The 21419-nt window shown below is 33.9% G+C and carries 30 protein-coding genes and 2 tRNA genes; 9 read left to right on the top strand and 23 right to left on the bottom strand.

Annotation, left to right across the window (positions count from 1 at the left end):
• Window positions 1-7: 7 nt before the first annotated feature.
• Together R1F52_04940 and R1F52_04935 are read right to left on the bottom strand one after the other, a co-directional pair.
• Window positions 8-295 carry a 4a-hydroxytetrahydrobiopterin dehydratase gene (locus R1F52_04940; GenBank protein ID WOV92466.1) on the bottom strand — a complete coding sequence of 96 codons (288 nt, stop codon included), beginning with the start codon at window positions 293-295 and terminating at the stop codon, window positions 8-10.
• 9 nt (window positions 296-304) lie between these two features.
• Entirely contained in the window at window positions 305-814 is a 510-nt protein-coding gene (locus R1F52_04935; protein WOV92465.1) for a hypothetical protein, read from the bottom strand.
• 273 nt (window positions 815-1087) lie between these two features.
• Between R1F52_04935 and R1F52_04930 the strand changes: the two genes are divergently transcribed.
• From R1F52_04930 to R1F52_04920, 3 genes are all read left to right on the top strand, one after another.
• Window positions 1088-1161 (top strand) — tRNA-Ala (locus R1F52_04930).
• Window positions 1162-1207: 46 nt separating this feature from the next.
• Window positions 1208-2188 carry a porphobilinogen synthase gene (gene hemB / locus R1F52_04925; protein ID WOV92464.1) on the top strand — a complete coding sequence of 327 codons (981 nt, stop codon included), beginning with the start codon at window positions 1208-1210 and terminating at the stop codon, window positions 2186-2188.
• Window positions 2185-2496 (top strand): hypothetical protein, encoded by a 312-nt coding sequence (locus R1F52_04920; GenBank protein WOV92463.1) that lies wholly within the window; start codon window positions 2185-2187, stop codon window positions 2494-2496. Before hemB ends, R1F52_04920 begins: the two co-directional genes overlap by 4 nt.
• Here R1F52_04920 and R1F52_04915 read toward each other — a convergent pair whose 3' ends face one another.
• Window positions 2497-3117, bottom strand: coding sequence for a hypothetical protein (locus tag R1F52_04915; GenBank protein ID WOV92462.1), 621 nt, complete (start codon window positions 3115-3117; stop codon window positions 2497-2499).
• A 101-nt stretch (window positions 3118-3218) separates the two neighbouring features.
• Here R1F52_04915 and R1F52_04910 point away from each other — a divergent pair, with 101 nt between their 5' ends.
• Both R1F52_04910 and R1F52_04905 read left to right on the top strand, forming a co-directional pair.
• Complete coding sequence (locus R1F52_04910; GenBank protein ID WOV92461.1) at window positions 3219-4328, top strand: tryptophan--tRNA ligase; 1110 nt, start codon at window positions 3219-3221, stop codon at window positions 4326-4328.
• Between the two features lie 2 nt (window positions 4329-4330).
• Window positions 4331-4609: a hypothetical protein gene (locus R1F52_04905; protein WOV92460.1), complete on the top strand. Its 279-nt coding sequence runs from the start codon at window positions 4331-4333 to the stop codon at window positions 4607-4609.
• Here the strand turns inward: R1F52_04905 and R1F52_04900 are convergent, their stop codons facing one another.
• From R1F52_04900 to R1F52_04860, 9 genes are all read right to left on the bottom strand, one after another.
• Entirely contained in the window at window positions 4610-4939 is a 330-nt protein-coding gene (locus tag R1F52_04900) for a hypothetical protein (protein WOV92459.1), read from the bottom strand.
• Between the two features lie 77 nt (window positions 4940-5016).
• The gene (locus R1F52_04895) at window positions 5017-5478 is read right to left on the bottom strand and encodes a pantetheine-phosphate adenylyltransferase (GenBank protein WOV92458.1); all 462 of its coding nucleotides are present in this window, start codon (window positions 5476-5478) and stop codon (window positions 5017-5019) included.
• A gap of 38 nt (window positions 5479-5516) precedes the next feature.
• A complete protein-coding gene (locus tag R1F52_04890; protein WOV92457.1) occupies window positions 5517-6539 on the bottom strand; it encodes a hypothetical protein in 1023 nt (340 codons plus the stop codon).
• A gap of 441 nt (window positions 6540-6980) precedes the next feature.
• Window positions 6981-8246: a glutamyl-tRNA reductase gene (gene hemA / locus R1F52_04885; protein WOV92456.1), complete on the bottom strand. Its 1266-nt coding sequence runs from the start codon at window positions 8244-8246 to the stop codon at window positions 6981-6983.
• Window positions 8243-8893: a bifunctional precorrin-2 dehydrogenase/sirohydrochlorin ferrochelatase gene (locus tag R1F52_04880; GenBank protein WOV93870.1), complete on the bottom strand. Its 651-nt coding sequence runs from the start codon at window positions 8891-8893 to the stop codon at window positions 8243-8245. Before R1F52_04880 ends, hemA begins: the two co-directional genes overlap by 4 nt.
• Window positions 8894-9061: 168 nt before the next feature.
• On the bottom strand, window positions 9062-9289 hold the full coding sequence (locus R1F52_04875; GenBank protein ID WOV92455.1) for a hypothetical protein: 228 nt from the start codon (window positions 9287-9289) through the stop codon (window positions 9062-9064).
• 150 nt (window positions 9290-9439) lie between these two features.
• Entirely contained in the window at window positions 9440-9562 is a 123-nt protein-coding gene (locus R1F52_04870; protein ID WOV92454.1) for a hypothetical protein, read from the bottom strand.
• Between the two features lie 95 nt (window positions 9563-9657).
• Window positions 9658-10629 carry a hypothetical protein gene (locus R1F52_04865; protein WOV92453.1) on the bottom strand — a complete coding sequence of 324 codons (972 nt, stop codon included), beginning with the start codon at window positions 10627-10629 and terminating at the stop codon, window positions 9658-9660.
• 207 nt (window positions 10630-10836) lie between these two features.
• Window positions 10837-11088: a hypothetical protein gene (locus R1F52_04860; GenBank protein ID WOV92452.1), complete on the bottom strand. Its 252-nt coding sequence runs from the start codon at window positions 11086-11088 to the stop codon at window positions 10837-10839.
• A 549-nt stretch (window positions 11089-11637) separates the two neighbouring features.
• Between R1F52_04860 and R1F52_04855 the strand changes: the two genes are divergently transcribed.
• The gene (locus R1F52_04855) at window positions 11638-12639 is read left to right on the top strand and encodes an Lrp/AsnC family transcriptional regulator (GenBank protein WOV92451.1); all 1002 of its coding nucleotides are present in this window, start codon (window positions 11638-11640) and stop codon (window positions 12637-12639) included.
• Here R1F52_04855 and R1F52_04850 read toward each other — a convergent pair.
• The 7 genes from R1F52_04850 to R1F52_04820 form a co-directional block, all read right to left on the bottom strand.
• Window positions 12632-13624, bottom strand: coding sequence for an aldo/keto reductase (locus tag R1F52_04850; protein WOV92450.1), 993 nt, complete (start codon window positions 13622-13624; stop codon window positions 12632-12634). The genes R1F52_04855 and R1F52_04850 overlap by 8 nt on opposite strands.
• Entirely contained in the window at window positions 13621-14154 is a 534-nt protein-coding gene (locus R1F52_04845) for a DUF1802 family protein (protein WOV92449.1), read from the bottom strand. Before R1F52_04845 ends, R1F52_04850 begins: the two co-directional genes overlap by 4 nt.
• Window positions 14155-14160: 6 nt before the next feature.
• A complete protein-coding gene (locus R1F52_04840; GenBank protein ID WOV92448.1) occupies window positions 14161-14832 on the bottom strand; it encodes a chlorite dismutase family protein in 672 nt (223 codons plus the stop codon).
• Between the two features lie 31 nt (window positions 14833-14863).
• Entirely contained in the window at window positions 14864-15631 is a 768-nt protein-coding gene (gene sufC, locus R1F52_04835) for a Fe-S cluster assembly ATPase SufC (GenBank protein WOV92447.1), read from the bottom strand.
• 62 nt (window positions 15632-15693) lie between these two features.
• Entirely contained in the window at window positions 15694-16626 is a 933-nt protein-coding gene (locus R1F52_04830) for a transcription factor IIB (protein WOV92446.1), read from the bottom strand.
• A gap of 148 nt (window positions 16627-16774) precedes the next feature.
• Window positions 16775-17062 carry a signal recognition particle subunit SRP19/SEC65 family protein gene (locus R1F52_04825; GenBank protein ID WOV92445.1) on the bottom strand — a complete coding sequence of 96 codons (288 nt, stop codon included), beginning with the start codon at window positions 17060-17062 and terminating at the stop codon, window positions 16775-16777.
• 7 nt (window positions 17063-17069) lie between these two features.
• Window positions 17070-17444 (bottom strand): 30S ribosomal protein S8e, encoded by a 375-nt coding sequence (locus R1F52_04820; GenBank protein WOV92444.1) that lies wholly within the window; start codon window positions 17442-17444, stop codon window positions 17070-17072.
• A 140-nt stretch (window positions 17445-17584) separates the two neighbouring features.
• On the opposite strand from R1F52_04820, the gene R1F52_04815 reads away from it, so the two are divergent.
• Both R1F52_04815 and R1F52_04810 read left to right on the top strand, forming a co-directional pair.
• On the top strand, window positions 17585-18577 hold the full coding sequence (locus R1F52_04815) for a homoserine dehydrogenase (protein WOV92443.1): 993 nt from the start codon (window positions 17585-17587) through the stop codon (window positions 18575-18577).
• Window positions 18574-19053, top strand: coding sequence for a PUA domain-containing protein (locus R1F52_04810; GenBank protein WOV92442.1), 480 nt, complete (start codon window positions 18574-18576; stop codon window positions 19051-19053). The genes R1F52_04815 and R1F52_04810 overlap by 4 nt, the downstream gene beginning before the upstream one ends.
• On the opposite strand, the gene R1F52_04805 is transcribed toward R1F52_04810, so the two are convergent.
• Window positions 19050-19646 carry a proteasome subunit beta gene (locus R1F52_04805; protein WOV92441.1) on the bottom strand — a complete coding sequence of 199 codons (597 nt, stop codon included), beginning with the start codon at window positions 19644-19646 and terminating at the stop codon, window positions 19050-19052. The genes R1F52_04810 and R1F52_04805 overlap by 4 nt on opposite strands.
• A gap of 159 nt (window positions 19647-19805) precedes the next feature.
• Here R1F52_04805 and R1F52_04800 point away from each other — a divergent pair.
• A tRNA-Gln gene (locus R1F52_04800) sits at window positions 19806-19913 on the top strand.
• 2 nt (window positions 19914-19915) lie between these two features.
• On the opposite strand, the gene R1F52_04795 is transcribed toward R1F52_04800, so the two are convergent.
• From R1F52_04795 to R1F52_04785, 3 genes are read right to left on the bottom strand one after another with little or no spacing between them, the layout of a single operon-like run.
• Entirely contained in the window at window positions 19916-20503 is a 588-nt protein-coding gene (locus tag R1F52_04795; GenBank protein WOV92440.1) for a 30S ribosomal protein S7, read from the bottom strand.
• Window positions 20500-20937, bottom strand: a complete 438-nt coding sequence (locus R1F52_04790; protein ID WOV92439.1) for a 30S ribosomal protein S12 — start codon at window positions 20935-20937, stop codon at window positions 20500-20502. Before R1F52_04790 ends, R1F52_04795 begins: the two co-directional genes overlap by 4 nt.
• On the bottom strand, window positions 20937-21404 hold the full coding sequence (locus R1F52_04785) for a NusA-like transcription termination signal-binding factor (protein WOV92438.1): 468 nt from the start codon (window positions 21402-21404) through the stop codon (window positions 20937-20939). Before R1F52_04785 ends, R1F52_04790 begins: the two co-directional genes overlap by 1 nt.
• Window positions 21405-21419: the final 15 nt, after the last annotated feature.

Genomic DNA, 21419 nt, shown 5'->3' with positions numbered 1-21419 from the left:
TATAAATTTAGGATGAAACAAGCGAATCTAAAATTTTTGCAAGATTAATATCATTCATTGTAACTCCTCCCACATCATGAGTTACAAGATTCACTATTACTTTATTATAAACATTAGACCATTCGGGATGATGATTCATAGTATCTATGTGTGGAACAGCATCACTCATAAATTTAAAGGCGGCTGTAAAATCTACAAATTCAAATTCTTTGTGTAATTTTCCATCAATAATTGACCAACTATTCAGTTCAGTAAGATAATCATCAACTTCTTGAATTGTTAATTTTTGTGTCATGATTAATGATTATTTCCATTGCTCAAGTATAGATAAAGATACAACATTAGTAATGGTCATGCCTTTTCTATTAATATAACGACGCATTTCATCACAGTATTTATTTACACTTTGATGACCGCGTGTACTGGAGACTTCTAGCATCAAAAGATTATCGGCATAAGGAAAATTGAATTTCAAAGGTTCAGAACAAAATGTACTCATAAATCCTAGACTTGCATTACTAATATGATCACGTTTAATTATTGTCTGAGCGATTTGGTTCAAGTCATCGTTAGACTCATTATATTCTAAATAATATACAGTAACAAAATTCATTGTACCGTCAACATTCCGTTCAAACAAGTTATCGTCAATATTAAATATAAAAGAAGTATCACTCTGAATGTGTTGCTTCATTAGTTCAAGTGTTTTGTTGTAATCATAAAACTTTGCAAGAAGATAATGATTTGAGAGGTTTGGATAATAAGAGTGAATTTCTTTTGGAAATGTGGCAGTGGCAAAATAGATATTTTTCATATTTGGCAAGTTTAGCCAAGAGTTTTTGAGATTTACCGAGTTGTGATCGTGTAGGTATGGAGTACAGAGATAACCCCCGGTCATAGATTGTAAAATAGACACAAAAGCAACTTTACAAAATCAATATTTAACTTTTTTAACCAATTAAACAAGAAATGACATCAATTATACACGAAACACGCTAGTAGATGTGAATTATGATTATACCCAAATTATACACCACAGACATTTGTGGTGTTAATTTAAATCGTGATTATCTCAATCAGTTTTGATGGGCTGATAGTTCAGACTGGTAGAATACTCGCCTTGCACGCGAGGGGTCAGGGGTTCAAATCCCCTTCAGTCCATTATAATCTAGTTTGGATTATATTTGAATGACACTGCAATGGGGTAATGTCATTTCCTCAAAAACGACTTCGAAGATTAAGAAGTAGTAAAGCAATGCGTAGACTAGTTCAAGAGACTAGACTCTCTACAAATGATTTGGTATGTCCCATATTTGTTCAGGAAGACATACAAGATAAAATCCCAATTGATTCCATGCCAGAATTATACAGACTACCATTAAATCAACTTGCAGAAGAGATTAAAGAAATTATTTCTCTAAAGATACCAGCAGTGATGGTGTTTGGAATACCAAGTAAAAAAGATAACGATGGTACATCTGCATTTGCAAAAGACGGCATAGTACAAAGAGCAATAACAGAGATTAGAAAAGCAGCTGGAGATAAATTAATTATAATGGCAGATGTATGTCTATGTCAATATACAACATCAGGACATTGTGGTATAATTAATAATGAAATGATTGATAACGACACTAGCATAAAGACACTAGGAAAGATTGCAACAAGNTTCACTCAGGCCGGAGCAGACATAGTATCGCCATCAGCTATGATGGATGGACAAGTTGGAATAATAAGAGAACAGTTGGACAATAACGGACTCTTTCAAGTGGGAATCATGCCACATTCAGCAAAACATCAGTCTTCATTTTATTCCCCATTCAGAGATGCTGCAGAATGTGCACCGAAGAGTGGCGATAGAAAGACCTACCAAGTCCCATTTACGAATCAACGAGAGGCATTAGCAGAGGTACAGCAAGATGTGGAAGAGGGTGCAGATATTGTCATGATTAAACCGGCACTGGCATATTTGGATTTGATATCAAAATCTAGAGAAATGTTCAATATTCCAATAGCAGCATATAGTGTGTCTGGCGAATACGCACTAGTAAAGGCAGCAGCACAGAAGAATTGGATCAATCAAAAAGATATAACATTAGAGATACTGTATGGAATAAAAAGAGCAGGAGCAGATATAATTATTACATATTTTGCAAAAACCGCGGCCAAATACATTAATGAATCATGAGAGACGAAAGCAGATTTGAGATAGAAAGAGCATTTGATCTACTACCTCACGTTATTGGAGCGAGTTGGACAGTTGCATGGTATCGATTTAATAAAATTAAAAACCCAAGTGTGATCGAATTTCGAGAAAAAACTATTGAATATTTTGAAATGTTGGAACCAGTTTTTAATTCATACAAGGGCATGAAGAATTTTGACGATTTGAACGATTACATAATTAAAAGAAGAGAAAAAACTATTGTAGATATACGAAATGGGGATAACATAGAAATTGAAAAACGTTACGACAGATACATAGATTATGGGTAATTAGAATCTCCATAATCGTGGTCTAACAAATTTTAATTTATGATCTTGAATTAAAGTAATCCAATTTATACATAAAAAGAAGATTACAACACATATTCCAAGTATATCTATCACTATAATTCCTAAAATTCTATCTTCAAATAATTGTATAAACGGTACCAGTACTATATTACTAACACTTATCAGAATATAATAAGAAATTAATCTACCACACCAAAATCCAAAATATATGCTAGGGCCTTTAGCTTTCATAATTCCATATGCCACAAATAACATATTACTTGGCAGCGGTGTTGCTGCAAATAGAAAAGATACAATAGCATATCCAAAACGTTTCTTTTCAAAATATTTACCAATGGCATCAATGCTAAGTTTATGATCACTGCCAGCTAGTTTACGCAGGTGTACACTCAGCTCTTTTAATGCAAATCTACCTATTGTAGCTCCTGTAGCTCCGACAAGAGACAAAACAATTGGACTGAGGGTAGGATCCAACACATAGAATGATGCCAAGACTATCCAGGTTGGAGGCACTAGGAGTGGGGCAGCATTCAATAAAATTAAAAGGAAAAAAATTCCGGCGTAAGATAAATCACCAATCAAATCTATAATATCTATCATTAGTAAATTCTATATGATTAATGGTATATTTATCACAAGTGGAGATACAATAAGGACATTACAGATAAGGCTTTTTAGAGATTATTCTAGTACAAATCTATATGTCGAGTAAAGATTTCATTGTTACGCCATGGCACGTTGAAGGAGATATTGATTATACCAAATTAATAAAGAGATTTGGCACTGAAAAAATTTCAAAACAACTGCTAGCTAGAATAAAAAAAATTGCAAGGGAGGATCATTTTATGCTAAGACGAGGAATATTTTTTTCACACAGAGATATGACTCTGCTACTAGACGAATATGAAGCTGGAAAGAAATTTTTCATGTACACCGGAAGAGGACCGTCTGGAAATACGCATATCGGACATTTGATTCCATGGGTTTTTGCAAAATGGTTGCAAGATAAATTTGATGTAAATATGTATTTTCAAATAACAGACGACGAAAAATTCTACTCCAAGCAAAATCTAACACTAGAGCAGACAAATAAATTTGCATATGAAAATGCACTTGATTTTATTGCACTAGGATTTGATCCTAAAAAAACAAAAATTATAATCAATACTGAAAATATACAATTATTATATCCGATTGCCGCCAAAGTTGCAAAGAAATTAAATTTTTCAAACACAAAAGCAGTATTTGGATTTACCAACGAGACCAACATAGGTATGATATTCTATACAGCACTGCAATCTGCGCCATGTTTTTTGGAACCAGAAAAACGNTGTATCATTCCTCTAGGCGTAGATCAAAATCCACACTTTAGACTAACAAGGGATATTCCGCCAAAAATCAATATGCACAAACCTGCATTGATTCATAATATTATGATACCATCACTACAAGGACCAAATGGAAAAATGTCTGCATCAAGTGCGAATAGTACTATTTACACGACAGATTTACCTAGTGTAGTTGAGAAAAAGATAAACAAGTATGCATTCTCAGGGGGACAACCAAATGTAGAGTTGCACAGAAAAATTGGCGGTAATCCAGAGATCGATGTTTCATATCAGTATTTGAGACTCTTTTTTGAACCAGATGATACTAAATTGGCCAAGATTCACGATGAATATAAAACTGGAAAGATGCTAACCGGAGAAATTAAGGCAATACTGATAGATAAAATGAACAAGTATCTAGAAATTCATAGAGAAAAACGTGAAAAGGCAAGAGACATCATAGACAAATTTGTTATGAGATAGTAATGATTCGAATATTATGTCAGGACAAATATGAAACGCAAAAACTATTTGGCTTGATTAACACTGTGGACAAAGACGAATCATTATTAGTACAAGTTTTGGATGTTTTTGATGATGAGGTAATATTACAAATAAAAGATGAATCAGCCCATAGTGTATTATTTAAAAATAAAACTGAAGCAGAACGTTTTGTAGATTTTATTCAATCAATAACTGAGAAAGAACATAAAATAACAAATGTTGAAATCATACAAGATGTAATTGAGATAACAAAACAATAATCAAACTAGGGATTTGTCATGTTCTATTTGGATTAATTCCAACACTTTGATAAAATAGAGACGTGTTGAATATGGCATGTCATCAAAATTATCATTTACAACAGTAGCAAAATACTTTAGAGATCTTTTGGATAAATCTAGATTAAATTTTTGAGGTAGTATTGGATCTTGTACAAATCCAATTTTATTTTGCAACCACGGAGGGGCAATTTCTTGAGTCTCTTTAATGATTTTTTCATACCAGAAAGAAAGGTTTTCAGGTTGAAGTCCATCTTGTAGGTGTTCAACATTAGATTCTAGACGTTTTAGTGTATTGTTGAGAATTTCCACATTTATGATAAATAAATATTGTTTTTATCAAGGAAGATCAAAAAGAGATAATCTACTTGTCAATATGCATCATATAATTATAAAATATGACCAGATTCATCAATCTCTAAATCATGTATACGGGAAGTAGAGATTCGTTTACCATCATCGGCAAGAACCATTGGAACTGTGATAATCTCTACTTTGGACAATCCCCGTTGTTGGCGTAAATTATTAAGTTGATCACCTACAGAGCGAGTCTCGCCACTTACGATTAGTGCTTGTACATCACCGTTCAATACAGTTGGACCAAATGTATCTTTCAGCATGGATATATCATATGAAATGTCAGACCAGGTCTCTGTGATGATATCAACTAGATTGTCATATCGTTTTTCATATAATTTTGGGCTTTTCCCATTTTGTTGTGCCATTTGATCCCCAACTAGACCAATAATCACATGAGTTGATATCTCAAACGCTTTTTTTAACAACTCCATATGACCTTTATGAATAATATCAAAGGTACCGCCAAGTGCAACATTTGTATATTTTTTCACAAATAGATGTTGTACAATTATACATAAATTACTATTGTCTATTCAATTAAAACCAAAGATACAGAAATGGCAGAGTATATAGGAATATTGTTATCGTCCCATACATACACCTCAATATAGTAGAGATCAGGTGCTCGTGGAGTCCATATTGCAGATGCGATAATTTCATCACCATATATGGTTCCATTAGACTGACCAACATGCTCGACAAAAGGATTCTCACCAGATCTCTTCACTTGGATAAAATAATTATATTTTATTTCATGATTTTCACTCTCCAAGGGTGTCAGAGTATTTTGAACTATAATCGATTCATTGATTTTACCCAAAATCAAGATATTTTCTTCCAAGTCGTATAGTAGAGTAGAGCCGACTAGGACAGTGTCAGCCATAGCAGCTGGATGTATAGCATTTGAGCGAATTGTATATGAATTATACTCAAAAGACTCTGCAACTAAACTAAACTCAGATACTGATGAATCATATTCAGAATAAATTTCAAAAGCATTATTTGTGTTCGGTTCGATGGCATCAAGGGATATAGTTTCTACATTAATTACTATTCCAGATTTATCAAAACTTGTAAGATGTATTTTGACATTTGTGGTAATTACATCACCAGAATTACTAATTATACCTTTGAATGCAGAATTAAAATCAGTAAACTGGTCTACAAGAGTTAATGTTAACATCTGTGGTTTAGTTACAACAGCTCCAAATCCTAGGATAGTAGATTGTGTTGATTGAATTTGTTTCAGATTTGATTGTATTATATATGGAGATTTGGAATTTGAGGGTATTACATCAAGTACAGTATCTACAACAACAGATTCTATTGGGCCCACAGAGTTGTCATACAAATCAAATTTAATTTTTACATTAGTGATTGGGATATTCTTTTTATTCTCCACTTCACCAACTAGGGATATTGTACCATTAGGATTTATTTTCATAAAAGGCTCAGATACTACTACGCCTAGATCAAAATTAGTTTGATATGAAGGGAGAATCAATAATGGAGCAAGTAATAGTCCAAATAGAACATATGATAATTTAATCATAGAATAGATATGTAAGTGAGGTTAATCAAAATGAAAATAATAAAAACTAAACAAATTAGCTAGTAGTTTTTACTCTAATAGATACTTGTGAATGTGATTATTTTTTCTTAATCGCAGTTATTGCAATCCAGTAAACTAAACCAGGAGTTAAACCGACCATCAAAGGTATCCATACTGCTATAGATTCTGTGCCTGCCATAAATTTATTCTTAAAGCTGATGTATTTAATTCTATCTGAATAATTATCCATAGAATGATGTCATAATACTACCCACAACATACCAATATACATAGAATAATAAGATTATGGAAATTATATAATTAGAATCGAAAATATGAAAAAAACTAGATTATAAAGCGATTTGAAAATATTCAAAAGAATGACAAATATTAGAGAAATGTGACATGTGAATAAATTTCGAAATATATCATGACAACTAATTATTTAGTTGTAAAAGTACTAGATTGTATTTTTTGATTAAATAGTTTACAAATTAGATTAACTAAATCACTGTCATTATTTTCAGACGCATCCCTTAGATGACCAACTGGAGCTGACATTATTCCTTCAGAAATAGATTCTGACATTTTTTCTAAAATTTTTATTTTGTTAGGATCATCTTCTCCCAAAGATTTTAAAGCTTTACTTAATTCACGCACGCGTATATCATCGAGCTTTTTGAAAAAGTCGTGAATGGTAGGTTCCATATCATTTCTACGTAGTGCAGACTCGATATCTGTTGTTTGTTGCAAAATTAGTTCATTTGCAAGTTTTGTTTTTTGAGTTTTATGTTTTGCATTTTTATTTACCATCTCAGATATTTGATTTAAATTCATTAATCTCACTCCATTCAAAGTAGCAACTTTTTCATCTACAGTTCTAGGATTTGAGAGATCCATTATCATTATACTGTCTTTTTCATTCATGATTTTGACTATTCGCTCATAAGTGACTAAGAAATATGGAGCAGAGGTCGCTACAAATAACACATCATATTTTTTAAATTGTGTTAAAATTTGTTCAAACGGTACTGCAGTACCACCAATAGCAGTACAAAACATTTCAGCTCTTGGCAATGTTCGACTAGTAACATCAAACTCATAATTTCGCTTCAAGAAAGATTTGGCCACAAGGGTAGAGACCTCACCGGTTCCAATGAGTAGGATTTTTTTCGATTTCATATCTGTAATATTATCTTCAACTAATTTAACAGCCATAGAACCTACAGACATACCACCCTGATTCAATTGAGTTTGATTACGTATTGCGGTCCCAGATTTAATTGCTTTATCAAACAAGAGATTAAGTTTATGTCCAGATGTTTTAGAGTCACGTGCAATAGTGATAGAGTCTTTAATTTGACCTAAAATTTGTTCTTCACCAATTACCATAGAATCAAGACCGGTCACTAAACTTAGCAGATGATAACACGCCTCGGAATCATAAGATATGTTCATGTTTTCCTCAAAATCTTTTGATGACATGTCTGTCAATGATGCCCATGTATTAACAAGAGATGTGACATCAATATTATTTCCAGTTCCAAACAATTCAACCCTATTACATGTCTGAACAATTACACATTCAGATAATCCTGCATTTTCTTGGAATTGTTTACTTGCATTAATGACATTATGAAATGTAAATTGTTCTAAAATGTGAATATGTGAATCTTTAAATGTTATTCGTGCATTAATTATTGTCATTTCCAATCACCAAGTAAACGCCTCATACGTTCCTGTGCCCCAGATAAATTATGTTTTACTAATAGTTGTTTTATTTCAGAATCATTCATTATTGTATATAGAAATTTTTTACGATCTTGTTGTTTATTGATAATATTTTTGGCCGCACGACGTGATATATCTTGAAGGTGAATCATATCTATATCTTCAGATGTGACAACCTCATTGAATATCTTTTGTGCTCGCATACGAATATCTCTAGCGACAGTNGGACTTTTCCCACCAGTAGAGACTGCGATTTGGACTGTATTGTGTAAATTAATCACAGAGGGGTGTGAAAAATCACTAATATTGGGATCGTCAGACGCATATCCATAACAATTCATTCGTTTTGCATGAGATACTATTTTCTTATTTAGTTCTTTATCATTTGTTGTCGCCATTATCAATATTGGATCATACTTGTCAAGAAATGTTACATTCTCTAAGCGATGTTGTTCAAATTTTATAGAACCATCATCAATTAATTTTTGAATGTGTTCGGTCTTGGTTGCAGATATAACTAAAATGGAACAATTTTGAGTGAGCAGAGTGTTGATTTTCCCAAGTCCCTCTGCACCAGAACCCACAATAATTACTAGACGATTTTTAAGGTGTAGATTTACAATTATGATTTCTTGATGACTCTTTTCTATTTATACATCATTTCATTATACATGTACACAAGAGTGCTGTGAAGGTATCGAGGGATCGTGTAAAATTTAGATATAGGAACATATGTTAATATTAATATGTTAAACTTTATACCCATATTTTTTCAACAAAAACGTATACTCCTATGAGGTTATTCGAATATAGTCTATTCCTGTATCTTCACTACTACTTTGTAAAGTTTTGATTTTTATCTCAAAGTTATCATCTAGATATCTTGAGATGTTTATAGATTCAGATTCCCAGACATCTGTATTCTGACTGTTATCTGCACCCCACTTTGCAATTTCAGTCCAACTTCCATTATACACCTCAATGGATAGGTATTCACCTCTATCCAATGAACTATCCACAAATTGTGACACCTCTAGAGTTGCAGATGAAAGAGAGGACAAGTCAATGGTCTCGCTAGTTAGGATGCATTTAATATCAGAGTTGTTTGCAGCAATAAAGCTAGTTTCACCTTTTGGTAAATCCTCACCCCAGGAAGAGACAACACTCCATCAATCATAACCGGATTTTGACCAATTGTCTAGATCATCAAAGTTGTCCTCAAATGATAAAGATGTTGGGGGTCTTATACAAAAGATACACATCTGCCCCGGTAGTATCATTTGGATTATCATTTACAATATTTTCAATATAATAGAGTCCAGACTCGAAAGTTCTTGTGCAAGCATCATTTCCATTTACAAAATGAAGAGTAGTAAAACTACCATTACTAGAGGGGTTTTCTATCTACTGCACACACCATTAAACCATAAACTCTTGTTTCTCTGTCAGGATCATAAGGTGAATTGGTATTAGTTATTTTTCCATGTAAAGTAAAAAGTGAAGAGGTGGATGCATAGGCCTTTGGTAGTATTGAATCCAAGAAAGATTGTTTTTCTAGATTTGAATCTTCAGTAGATGTTGAATTTGCAAGGAGTTCTTTGAGTCTAACAAGTATATCATGTATCACATCATCATCATCATATCCCATTTGTTCTATATCTTCACTAATTCGTTCTATTTCTTCTCTAATTTGATCATCTGTTATTATCACAACTACATTAGAGTTATCTACCACTTCATTTGGATCTTCATCACGTGTAAAATGATTAGGATAACTACCTTGTGGAGGGGGATTTTGTCTTTGTGGAGGATATAATCTGTCAAAATCTTCTTTGAGTAGTGTTTCTTCTGCACCAATAACTAATCGAATTGCAGTAGAACCAGTTAGACCGCCGCCAAAGATTACAGCTTCGCCTTCTTCTACAGCTCTTATAGTCCAATTCATGGTTAATATTTCATTTGGATATAGATCATGTGGCATTGGTCCTTTGATAAAAAATCCACCATGATCAAATGATTGAATATTTGATGGGGGATTTAGAACTTCAAAGTTTCCACTTAAAGACATACCAGTAACAAAAGATGCTGGAGCAGGTGATCTTGAAGTATTATTAACAACTAAGACAACTTCAGCTGTTTCCCCTAATGTGGGGAGATTAGAGAGTGTGAGAGTTAAAACACGTGACCATCCCTCATCAATTGAAGATGATGAAGTGATGGGTTCATTGTTAGATGTAACTGGAATACCTTCTGTCTCCACTCTATCAGAGACAGAAATGGATTCTTCTAAAGCGATAACTGCAGTTACAGTGATTATAGCTAGTGCAATTATTGCAATGAATATTGGTTTATTTTTCAACAACATCATAATATGAAATTACTTTGTTATAAACAGAATCCAAAATATTTATAGTGAATAAACTCATCCCAATATTTATTTTTTTAAATTTAATTATTTTTTAAACTAATTATAAAATATTAATTAAAATACTATGACCAATAATCAGGTTTTATAAGGATACTATTTACATTTAGTATATACAGATATTATAAAATCATCAACATGTTAACCCGTTTCTAAACCAGCTCTAGAACCACTAACACCAATATTCTGTTTATAATTATTAAATTTATCATTACCACAATAAAAACAATTGGTAGATGGATTAATGTTTGACAATTTATCCAAAATCTCAACATTTTCTCTGAATAGTAATTGCAGTAACAAACTCATAGGTTCATTAATTGATTTTATTTTCTCTAAATTTATAATCAAGTGAAAAATTAATTTATAATCAACATGTTTTTCTTCTTTCATCTCTTTTAATTTTGTAATATAATTTCAGAGTATATTGTTGAAGATAAGAAACTCCATTTGAAACAAAAAAATGCACTAGGCGCATCTTAACAATATATAGAAAGAGATACCGAGGAAGACTTTACAAACGACTTGACGAATCTATTACTCCTCACCTCATAAACAGATTAGACGAATTGGAAGAATTTTCAAAAACTGTAAGATATGTAGAGATGGATTTAAAGATGGTAAAAAAAATTGTGTGTGGTAGAATTGACACTTGTGTGGACAAGACTCAAATCTGATATATTAATCATTTTTGAACGCCAAGAAAATAAAAAACGTTTCAAAATCTGCGTTGATTAAAAAAGGAATTAGGCAACATAGGCTAATGATGTGAATTCATAGATTTTGAAATTCATGGTTCAAAATTCCACCACTCTAACTGAACACCCTTGTGAAACCATACGAGTTTTGAAGAGTAATCTATGATGATACATAATTGTCCCTCGATAATTTCAGAACCTACACAAGCTACATTTTTAATCTCACAGTTATTGTATATGCATATTGCCTAATCTAGACACACTCGATAGACAGATTCTAGATACGATTCAAAAAGAATTTCCACTCTCAAGTAGACCATATCACGATATTGCTAAAACGTTTGAAGTGTCTGCAGAAGAGATTATGAAGAAAATTACACATCTAAAAGAGATTGGTGTGATAAGACAACTCAGTGCAATATTTGATACACGAAAACTTGGATATACTAGTTCACTTGTAGCAATGAAAGTAGAATCAGATAAAATTGAGGAGATTGCGAAAATTATCAATAAACATCCAGGTGTGAGTCATAATTATGAAAGAATACATGAATTTAACTTGTGGTTTACACTTGCAGTCCCACCTGGTGTAGAATTGAAATTAGAGGTAGATAATTTAAGTAAAATAGATGGGGTGATTTCAATACGAATGCTACCTACGATAAAGATGTTCAAAATTGGAGTAAAATTAGACATGGTAGACAAACAAAAGATTGAACCAACAGAACAAAAACAGGAATTTAATAATTCAGCGTTTGATCCAACAGAGAAAGAGAAAGAATTTGTGAGGGAATTACAAAAAGATCTCAAAGTAGTAGAGAGACCATTTGCGTCTGCTGTAAACGCATTAAATATGACAGAAAATGAAATATTTGCAAAATTAAAAGAATATCAGAGAGCAGGAGTAATGAGAAGATATGCTGCAATACTACGACACAGAGATATTGGATTTGTAGCAAATGGTATGATTGTATGGAAAGTACCAGAGGATAAAATTGATATGGTGGGGGAGATATTAGGTTCTTTCTCGCAGGTAAGTCATTGTTATCAGAGACCTGTATACTCGGACTGGAAGTATAATGTTTTCTCGATGATACACTGTAAAACACAGGACGAGGCCAAACAAGTGGCAAAAGAGATTCAGAAATTCGTAAATGTAGAAGAGTATACCATATTATTTAGTGCCAGAGAGTTTAAAAAAACACGTGTAGAATACTTTGTAGATACACCAAAAATCACTACGTAATTGAAGATTTCAATTCATAGGTGGGCCAAGAATTGAATAATGTGTCAATTTCAGACATATCAGAGGAATTTATATAATTTCCATCAGACATGGCAACAAATTGTTCAATTTCCTCTACACTAATTACTGTGGGAAAGACTGAGGCAATACCTGTTTTGGATAAAATGAATTTAATTGCAAGTTCTGTAATTGTCAAATCATTATTATCAGCAATCGTACGTAATTGTTCTACTTTGAGAAGAGAAGATTTTATCCATTCGCCCTTGCGTACAGAACGATGATCTTTTTCATCAATTTTTGTCTCGGCAGTTACCTTACCAGTAAGTATTCCAGATGCATCCGGTACACGTACCAAGATTCCAACATTATTTTCTGCACCCCTACTCAGCAATTGATTACCAGGGTTTTGCTCTAAAATGTTATAGACAGTCTGTACCGCACTAATCACACTACGTGACATTGACTCTAGACCTTCCTGTAACCACCCTATGGCAGGACCTAACGCAATCTGACATGTCCTTACACGGTTCTGCTCAATCAAATCTTCAAGCGTATTAAATATAGAATCATCACGAATGTGTCCAATCTTTGGATTGTGAAGACCATACACATCCACATAATCTGTCTGTAGTCTCTCCAGACTAGAATTCAAAGCATTTTTTGTAAAATCAGTGTTAAATTTTTGTGGTAGTTCGGTATGACCGACTTGGGTAACATTGGAAAAATCATAGCCATACTTTGTAGATAGTACCATGTCACCTCTCATACCGGAAAGAGCATTCCCTAACAGTGTCTCACTTTTACCGCGTCCATACATATCTGCTGTCTCAAAAAAATTAATCCCCAAATCACATGCACGTTTAATCATATGATTAGATTCATCTTCAGAGATTTTTTTACCCCACCAATCAAGTGCAATACTCCAAGCTCCAAAACCAATTTCAGAGACTTTGATGTTAGATTTTCCTAATTTGTTGTACTTCATGGTATCAAACTGACAAACTTGGTATATAATTCATTAAAAGAATCATCATTTATTATAGGAATTTGGTCATCAAAATGATTTTCAATATTTATCCATGAACGGCATCCCTTGTATTCAGGCAAATATGGAATTATTACTGGAGTTATACGATACACACGCAGCAATAAAACTTTGAACAGATTCTCAGGTTTCCATTTGGCTCTCATATTTACAAATTCATCACTCCATATATGAAAATCAGAAAATGCAAGAGCCTGAACTTGTGTTATGTCAGCGTGGGATACTACTTTGGCACATAATGTAATAGAGATTTTACCTTCGTTCGGATTAGTAGTGTCCAAATAGTGACTGAATTGTGGTTTCACAAAAGTCGATTGTTGATGCTCAAATGTAGGAAATAATAAAAATTTATCAGACACTATTTGAAATCCAGAAGGTGTGTCTAGCAGACCGCCTTTGCGTAATAGAATGCTTTGAGAACCATCTCCAAGAGCTCGTACAACTCCTGCCCATTCTTTTAATGATTTCATGTTGAATCAGCCCATACTTTTGATGAGTGGAATTACATCTTTAAGCACACAAGTAATCATAGGTGTGTCTACCTGTACATATTCAGACACTTTTGTTTCACGTAAATCCATGATCAAATCTTGAAATGCGACCAAGTCGTCAGTTTCAAAGGCAAGCATAAAGTCTTGATCATGTATTCCAAAAGAATAGGTAGTATTCAAAAGGATTTGAGGATATTTTTGCCCTATTTCGATATGTTCTTTCATGTATTTTTGACGTTGATCAGATGGGAGCAGATACCAAGAACGAGTCTTGATGAAAGGATAAACTATAACATACTTTAGTGATTTCTCCCCGCTCATAAATGCAGGTTTTAAATTATTTTGCGCATATTTTGAATCTCTAGATGATGACAGATAGGTACGTGAGGGGACAATGTATTTGCCAAATACTGTAAGATATAATTTTGATATAACATCTTGAATAGTTTCAACGTCTGGTGCTGAAAGCCACAACATAAAGTCACCATCATCACGTATACCAACGGTAGAGTAGGTACGAAACTGCACATTACAATTACTAAGAACATTTTGTACTTCATGTGCAGATTCCTCTTTTGCTAAATCTGCCATCCAACGCCATTTTGTATCAAGTTTAAATAGATTAAAACTAAAATAAGCAGGATTATTATTTGTCATATTGAATGATTTTATACGATCTTTAAAATTCTTACTTTAAATTGGTGATCCACTCATAGCCTTTCTGTTCTAATTCATCGGCAAGTGTAGAATCACCACTCTTAATCACAGCGCCGTCTGAAAATACATGCACATGATCTAGTTTATCAAGAAATTTCAAAATTCGTGCATAATGAGTAATTATAATTACTGTAGAATTTTTATCTGCCACATTACTGATTGATTTTGCCACTGCCTGTACAGCATCAATATCAAGCCCAGAATCGGGCTCATCTAAAATAGATATTCGTGGTTTCAATACAGCCATCTGTAATACTTCGGCACGCTTTTTCTCACCACCTGAAAATCCTTCATTCAAATAACGTTTTAAAAATTCATCGCGTAATCCAACTTGATTTAATTTCTCTTTAAGATATTTGTGAAATTCTCTAACAGTAATGAATACTTCTCTATCATCACCTTGAAGTTCTTTACTTATAGCATTATATGAAGTTCTTATAAAGTGAGAAAATCCTACGCCGGACACTTCTGTTGGATATTGAAATCCTAGAAACAATCCCTTTTTAGCTCGTTGATCTGCAGTTAATTTTAAAATACTCTGTCCATCTAGAAGAATGTCACCTTGTGTAACTATATACTTTGGATGAGCAAGTAGTGTATATGCAAGTGTGCTTTTTCCAGAACCGTTCGGACCCATTATAGCATGAATTTGGCCCGGACCAGTTTTTAGATTTACACCTTTAAGAATCTCTTTATCATTTATAGTTACATGAAGATCTTTTATTTCAAGTGTTGTCATACATGCTCTAATCTAAATTTCTATAATATAATAGAGTTGAATTTTAGCTATTCCTAATAGAATTATGCCAAAACCGGACGCAGAATAATCTTTACTTTGTTGTTGTCTAGAATTTCTTTACATCTAGTACGTATAGTAGTCTCGGTAATTTTTGCCACATCAGAGACACTACGCTGAAGCAGATGTTGGCCAAATAGGTTAGATGCTATATAAAGATAGGCAGCAGCTACTCCGTTTGGATCTTTGCCATCTACCACTCTACTATTTTCTGTCTTCTCGGCAATCTCCATAGCAAGGCGAGCAACACGGGTATTGGCCTTTGTATAATTTACAAGTTTTGATATGTACATTTTCATTGTCATTGGAGCAGTCATTGGAACAGAACTTTGCAACATTATTTCTCTATGATATCGGGAGGAGAGATTTGTGAGTCTCTTCAATTCATTATTGGTACACATTGTTTTACAAATATCACTCATACCATACACAATATTACATTGTTTACATGCCATATAGATTACAGTAGTGGATATACATATTACAACTTTATTTTTAACTTGAAGTTCATCTAATTTACGATAAATTAAAGATGCAGTTTCAGATACATTTTTTGGTAAACCAAGAAGTGTGCATGATTTATCTATTTTAGATAAAACCGCAGTGAGTCTTTTATCTTTGGATGTAGCTATTTTTGCACGATTGTCAAGTTTTTGTACAAAGTTAAATCGCTGTGCAAATTCTGAGTTTATTGGTTTACCGCTAAAATCACGTTTACTAGAATCAATAACTGTAGAGACACCAAGATCATGTTTGGTGTAGGACAAAACACCGCTAGCACGTATACTACTAATGCCACCATCCATGTCAGCGGATTTGGCATCAGAGCCGGCATATACCAATCTCTCAGTTACTATACCACAGTTTGAGCAGATAGACTCACCATTATGGATATCACTAATTATAGAAGAATTACACTCGATGCATTTTGAACTCATCGTAAATTCGCCCAATTAGTTTTTTTAATTATAGAAATAAAGTGTTTATTTGACAAGTAGAATAATTATGATTAATGATCTATTATATCCTACTGTCAAAATTACTTTATTCTCTAGTGTGATCAAATATACCAACACGTATGGAGGGTTACTTTTTCACAGATACTAGATTTGATGCAATATCTCTAATTACCTTGGACTTGGGCGATCCCTTTTCAAGAATGAGATATCCTGAGCGCACAAATGCGCGTCGTGGATACCTTACGTTATCATTAGACTCAATTATTTTAAAACCGGCAGATTCAGCTGCATTGGATAATTCTTTCAATGACGGATCATAAACAGATAGATCTTTATTAACACGTCTACCTATACGTCGTGAAAATGTTTTATTGAAATAATCCAACCAGATTACAATATGTTCATAATCTTTCATGATAAAATCATACTAAAACTGCATTAACTGTGCCATGTTGACCGGGTTTTGAGACAACTTTACATTTACCATCTTGTGTATCTAAAATAGCACCACGGGTTATAATACCACGTCGTTGATAATCATTATTTGTAGTGTTTTCTAATACTTTTAGAATTTTTGTTTTTTTAACACCATCTTTAGTTGCAAGATTTACAAAATCTGTAGATTTTAATGCAGTTTTTATATTTTTACCCCGTACAGTTCTTGTAACAGTTGCTTGTGCAGATTTTACAGTCTCTGCAGGATAACGATCAATTTCATGTTTACGTCTTGTACGTAATGGATGACGCCTCCCNCCAGTTATTTTACTAGTATGAAGATTCTCTATGGATTTTCTCATGTGTTGTTTTAAAATTACTCTAATTTATACAAATCGTGGATTATCCATTTTAATCAAATCACAGAAAACCATATTTTCATTATATCGAAGAAATGTACGATATATCATATTTTAAATAATTCCATCATATTAGGCAGTGTATGAGGATAATACTGTGTGGGTTTGGAGTCGTAGGGCAGAGCCTAGTGACTCTGCTAGATGCTAGGGCCGATGAGATGTACTCTCAGTATGGACTGAAAAACAGGTTGGTTGGAGTATTCGATTCTGGTGGTGGCACCACAGACACGATGGGTTTGAGTCTGAAAAAATTACTAGAGGATAAAAAAAGCAAGGGCACTGTATCACAGGGAAAAGAAAGTGGCACATCGCTGATTGAAAATATCAGTGCAGATGTTTTAATTGAGACTACACCTAGCAACTATAAAGATGCACAACCAGGATTATCACATATCACAACTGCTCTTAAAAAAAGAATGCATGTAATATCAGTAAATAAAGGTCCACTTGCATTAGCATTTCCATCATTGTTGGAATTGGCAGTTTACAATCACGTGTTGTTTAAATTTAGCGGAACTGTTGGTGGCGGAACACCAATCTTAGATTATGCAAAGAGTAGTTTGCAAGGTGAGAGCATAGAGTCGTTTAATGGAATACTTAATGGAACCACAAATTATATTTTATCAAATATGAGAGATGGAATGTCACCAGAAGATGCAATACAAGATGCAAGAGGAAAAGGATACATGGAGGCAGATGAAGCATTGGACTTGGACGGACTTGATGCAGCTGCTAAACTAGTAATCATGGCAAATTGGATAATGGGAACAAAGGCGACACTATCTGATGTAGATTGTACAGGAATTAGAAATGTAACACAGGTCCAAGTCGATTCTGCAAAAAAATCAAAAAAGGCGATAAAATTAATTGCATCGTGTAATGGAGGATTAAAAGTGTCGCCAAAAGAGATTGATAATGATGATCCACTGTGTGTAAATGGCACTCTTAACGCTGTGTCTTTTACGTCAAGTCATTCTGGCACCCAGACAATAATCGGTAGAGGTGCAGGGGGTACAGAGACTGCAAGTGCCATCTTGCGTGATTTAATCGATATTAAAAAAGAGATGACTCGATGAAGTCAAATTTGATAACAAAGAGTCAGTCAAATGTTATACTAGAGCAAATTAAGAGAGAGTGGAAATTAGACATTCCAAAGATCAAAAATCTCAAAGAGCATCAAATCACAGATGATTCAAAGTTGATTAGTGGTAAAGAATTCATGGCTTTAGTCATAGATGGCAGATACATACCATTTTTATCAGATAAAGGCAGTCTTGTACGATTTCCTAGTGTGACGGTAGATTCAGGGGCGATAAAGTTCATGTGTAATGGGGCAGATGTCATGAGACCTGGAATCAAAGAAAACACAGAATTTGACAAAGATGAAATTGTTTGTATAAAGGAAGAATCACATGGAAAATTTCTAGCAGTTGGATTATCTATCATATCAAGTGAGGAGATGAAAGTTATGAGTAAAGGAAGAGTATTGAGGAATATTCATCATATCTCTGATCAATATTGGGAAAGCGCAAAATCTCTAGTAAACATCTAAGCTGCTAGTGTTTGCATTTTGGAGCCCTCGGCATTTATAACAAGAGTATCAATTCCATCTCCACTAAATGAATCACGCATTGTTGCACATTTGACAGAACGAATAGCCAAATCTAGTGCATCGTCTTGTGACATATTTTCCTTAAAGGAAGGATCTAATACGCCCAAAGCCATCTCTGCGCCTGTTCCGACAGCTGCATAGTCATCGGGTAAAACGAATCCTAACGGATCAAGTGTATATATTGATGGCTTGGTCACTACACCGCCTACAATAACTTGGGTAAGTAGTGGGAAGAAACGACGTTCATACATCATGTTGGACATCATTTTAGCAATAGTATTTTGTGGAATATCACGTTGTAATTCTAATAACCGAATCTTTGCAAGAGCGGATATTTGAAGTGTTAATAATTGCATGTCTGCTACAAGTCCTGCGCATGCCGCACCTACTTTGGGGGTTATCTGAAAAGTTTTTTTTGTGGTTTTACTTACTAGAAAATTACCATAGGCAACTCGTTTCTCACTTGCAAAAACAACTCCAGAATCATAAGTGATACCAACAGCAGTAGCACCTGGCATATACATATAAGACATAATTCGTCTAATATTTTACATAATATATGAGTTATTGAAAATATATTCTAAATTTTATGATACCATCTATCAAGATTATGAATGATTAATCATATTCAAAAAAATAGAATCAAAAATTCCACACAAGTTATATTCTTAAGACAAGAAAACTTGCCTAGTAGCCCGATAGTCTAGCGGTCAAATGATACATCAGATCAAGGATTCCGCGCTCTGGATCTCACGAGTGGATACGCGGGGACGGCAGTTCGAATCTGCCTCGGGCTACCAGTTTATCTTGATGCTTGAGCAATACGTTCAAGCTCGTGTTTCTTTTTTACAGAAGGGGCATCAGGGTTATTGCTAGCGGCCATGGTCAAATGTTCTGCAAGATATTCTTCAATAGCCTTTGGATTTGAAAATGTTGCCTCTTTAACACCATCGGCAATGAACCTTAATGCAAGATCTACACGACGTAGTGGAGCAATATCTACAGATACATGGTAGGCAGTGCCACCATAAACAATTCTTGTTGTATCTTCGTTTGGTGCAGAATTTTCAACAGCTCTTACCAGTACCTCAACTGGGTTTTTACCAGTCTTTAGATAAATTATATCAAAGGCAACTTGAATTATATTAAATATAGATATTTTTTTACCTGCCATCATACCAGTGTTTTTAGCATAACGTTTACCAAAATGCATCATTTTATTGGCCAATCGTTCCACAATGTGTACATCAATTTTATTGAATCGCTTTAGTGCAGAACGTCCAAATGACATTGGATAAATGGTCTCTTTGGTACATATGACATCAGACAGACTATTATCTAGAGTTTTAATCTCACTAGTATCCCATTTTCTAAATAACAACATGGTCATCTTCGTGGTTTCTCCTTTTTACCAATTACAAGCTCATGAAGTGAAGTATCATTAACTTTGAATACCTTAAACCTAACACCAGGTATATCACCCATTGCCCCTCCTTGTGTTGCACCCATACCTTCAAGATGAACTTCGTCGTGTTCATCGATAAAGTTCATTGCTCCGTCACGAGGAAGAAACGCAGTAACAGTTTTACCATTTTTAATTAATTGTACACGGACACATTTTCTAACAGCAGAGTTTGGCTGTTTCGCCTCAATACCTACTTTTTCTAACACAATTCCACGTGCCTGAGGAGAACCGGCAAATGGATTTGATTTACAATCCAATCCGAGTCGTCTACGTTTGTATACAGAGATGGACCATCTTTGACGTTTACGTTTGGTCTTCAAAACACGACCTGCAAAGAGGCCAAGAGGTGATTTTGCCATTATTCTTCATCCTCCATAATATCTAGAGATGTATCTATTGCAATATGATTGATTCCAAAATGTCTAGCTGCCATGAGTCTGGCTTTTTTGATATGACGGCCTTCCATGCCTACTACTAGACCTTTATTTTGTGCATCTACCGTAGCTATTGCTTGCATGGAGCCATCGAGCCTTTCATTCACTACTACTTTATGTACATATTTTGAACCCAAGATATTCTTGATAAAAATTTCAGGAGATTTATTATATTCAACCAATTCAACATTTCTCTTTATAGAGTGTATTAATTTCTTTATTGTAACACCACCCTTGCCAATAGCAAGACCAAGATCTTTATTATTTACCACGAAAATGATTCTGTCACGCTCTGTGTCATCGATACAATCATAGGCAGTTATGTGAGTTATTCTTTGAAACGCCGATAACAACCCCAACTGATCAGAAGTTAATTTTATAGATTGTGTCATATGAGTAAATTACAC

Source organism: Nitrosopumilaceae archaeon AB1(1), from assembly GCA_033471095.1.
Classification (GTDB): domain Archaea; phylum Thermoproteota; class Nitrososphaeria; order Nitrososphaerales; family Nitrosopumilaceae; genus Nitrosoabyssus; species Nitrosoabyssus spongiisocia.
This window is presented reverse-complemented; position numbering and strand designations above follow the sequence as displayed.

Coding starts and splice junctions, on each gene's coding strand:
- R1F52_04940 (WOV92466.1), bottom strand. CDS start 295: ATGACACAAAAATTAACAATTCAAGAAGTTGATGATTATCTTACTGAA.
- R1F52_04935 (WOV92465.1), bottom strand. CDS start 814: ATGAAAAATATCTATTTTGCCACTGCCACATTTCCAAAAGAAATTCAC.
- R1F52_04920 (WOV92463.1), top strand. CDS start 2,185: ATGAGAGACGAAAGCAGATTTGAGATAGAAAGAGCATTTGATCTACTA.
- R1F52_04915 (WOV92462.1), bottom strand. CDS start 3,117: ATGATAGATATTATAGATTTGATTGGTGATTTATCTTACGCCGGAATT.
- R1F52_04905 (WOV92460.1), top strand. CDS start 4,331: ATGATTCGAATATTATGTCAGGACAAATATGAAACGCAAAAACTATTT.
- R1F52_04890 (WOV92457.1), bottom strand. CDS start 6,539: ATGATTAAATTATCATATGTTCTATTTGGACTATTACTTGCTCCATTA.
- hemA (WOV92456.1), bottom strand. CDS start 8,246: ATGACAATAATTAATGCACGAATAACATTTAAAGATTCACATATTCAC.
- R1F52_04870 (WOV92454.1), bottom strand. CDS start 9,562: ATGATAATCCAAATGATACTACCGGGGCAGATGTGTATCTTTTGTATA.
- R1F52_04860 (WOV92452.1), bottom strand. CDS start 11,088: ATGAAAGAAGAAAAACATGTTGATTATAAATTAATTTTTCACTTGATT.
- R1F52_04850 (WOV92450.1), bottom strand. CDS start 13,624: ATGAAGTACAACAAATTAGGAAAATCTAACATCAAAGTCTCTGAAATT.
- R1F52_04845 (WOV92449.1), bottom strand. CDS start 14,154: ATGAAATCATTAAAAGAATGGGCAGGAGTTGTACGAGCTCTTGGAGAT.
- R1F52_04840 (WOV92448.1), bottom strand. CDS start 14,832: ATGACAAATAATAATCCTGCTTATTTTAGTTTTAATCTATTTAAACTT.
- sufC (WOV92447.1), bottom strand. CDS start 15,631: ATGACAACACTTGAAATAAAAGATCTTCATGTAACTATAAATGATAAA.
- R1F52_04830 (WOV92446.1), bottom strand. CDS start 16,626: ATGAGTTCAAAATGCATCGAGTGTAATTCTTCTATAATTAGTGATATC.
- R1F52_04825 (WOV92445.1), bottom strand. CDS start 17,062: ATGAAAGATTATGAACATATTGTAATCTGGTTGGATTATTTCAATAAA.
- R1F52_04815 (WOV92443.1), top strand. CDS start 17,585: ATGAGGATAATACTGTGTGGGTTTGGAGTCGTAGGGCAGAGCCTAGTG.
- R1F52_04810 (WOV92442.1), top strand. CDS start 18,574: ATGAAGTCAAATTTGATAACAAAGAGTCAGTCAAATGTTATACTAGAG.
- R1F52_04805 (WOV92441.1), bottom strand. CDS start 19,646: ATGTCTTATATGTATATGCCAGGTGCTACTGCTGTTGGTATCACTTAT.
- R1F52_04795 (WOV92440.1), bottom strand. CDS start 20,503: ATGACCATGTTGTTATTTAGAAAATGGGATACTAGTGAGATTAAAACT.
- R1F52_04790 (WOV92439.1), bottom strand. CDS start 20,937: ATGGCAAAATCACCTCTTGGCCTCTTTGCAGGTCGTGTTTTGAAGACC.
- R1F52_04785 (WOV92438.1), bottom strand. CDS start 21,404: ATGACACAATCTATAAAATTAACTTCTGATCAGTTGGGGTTGTTATCG.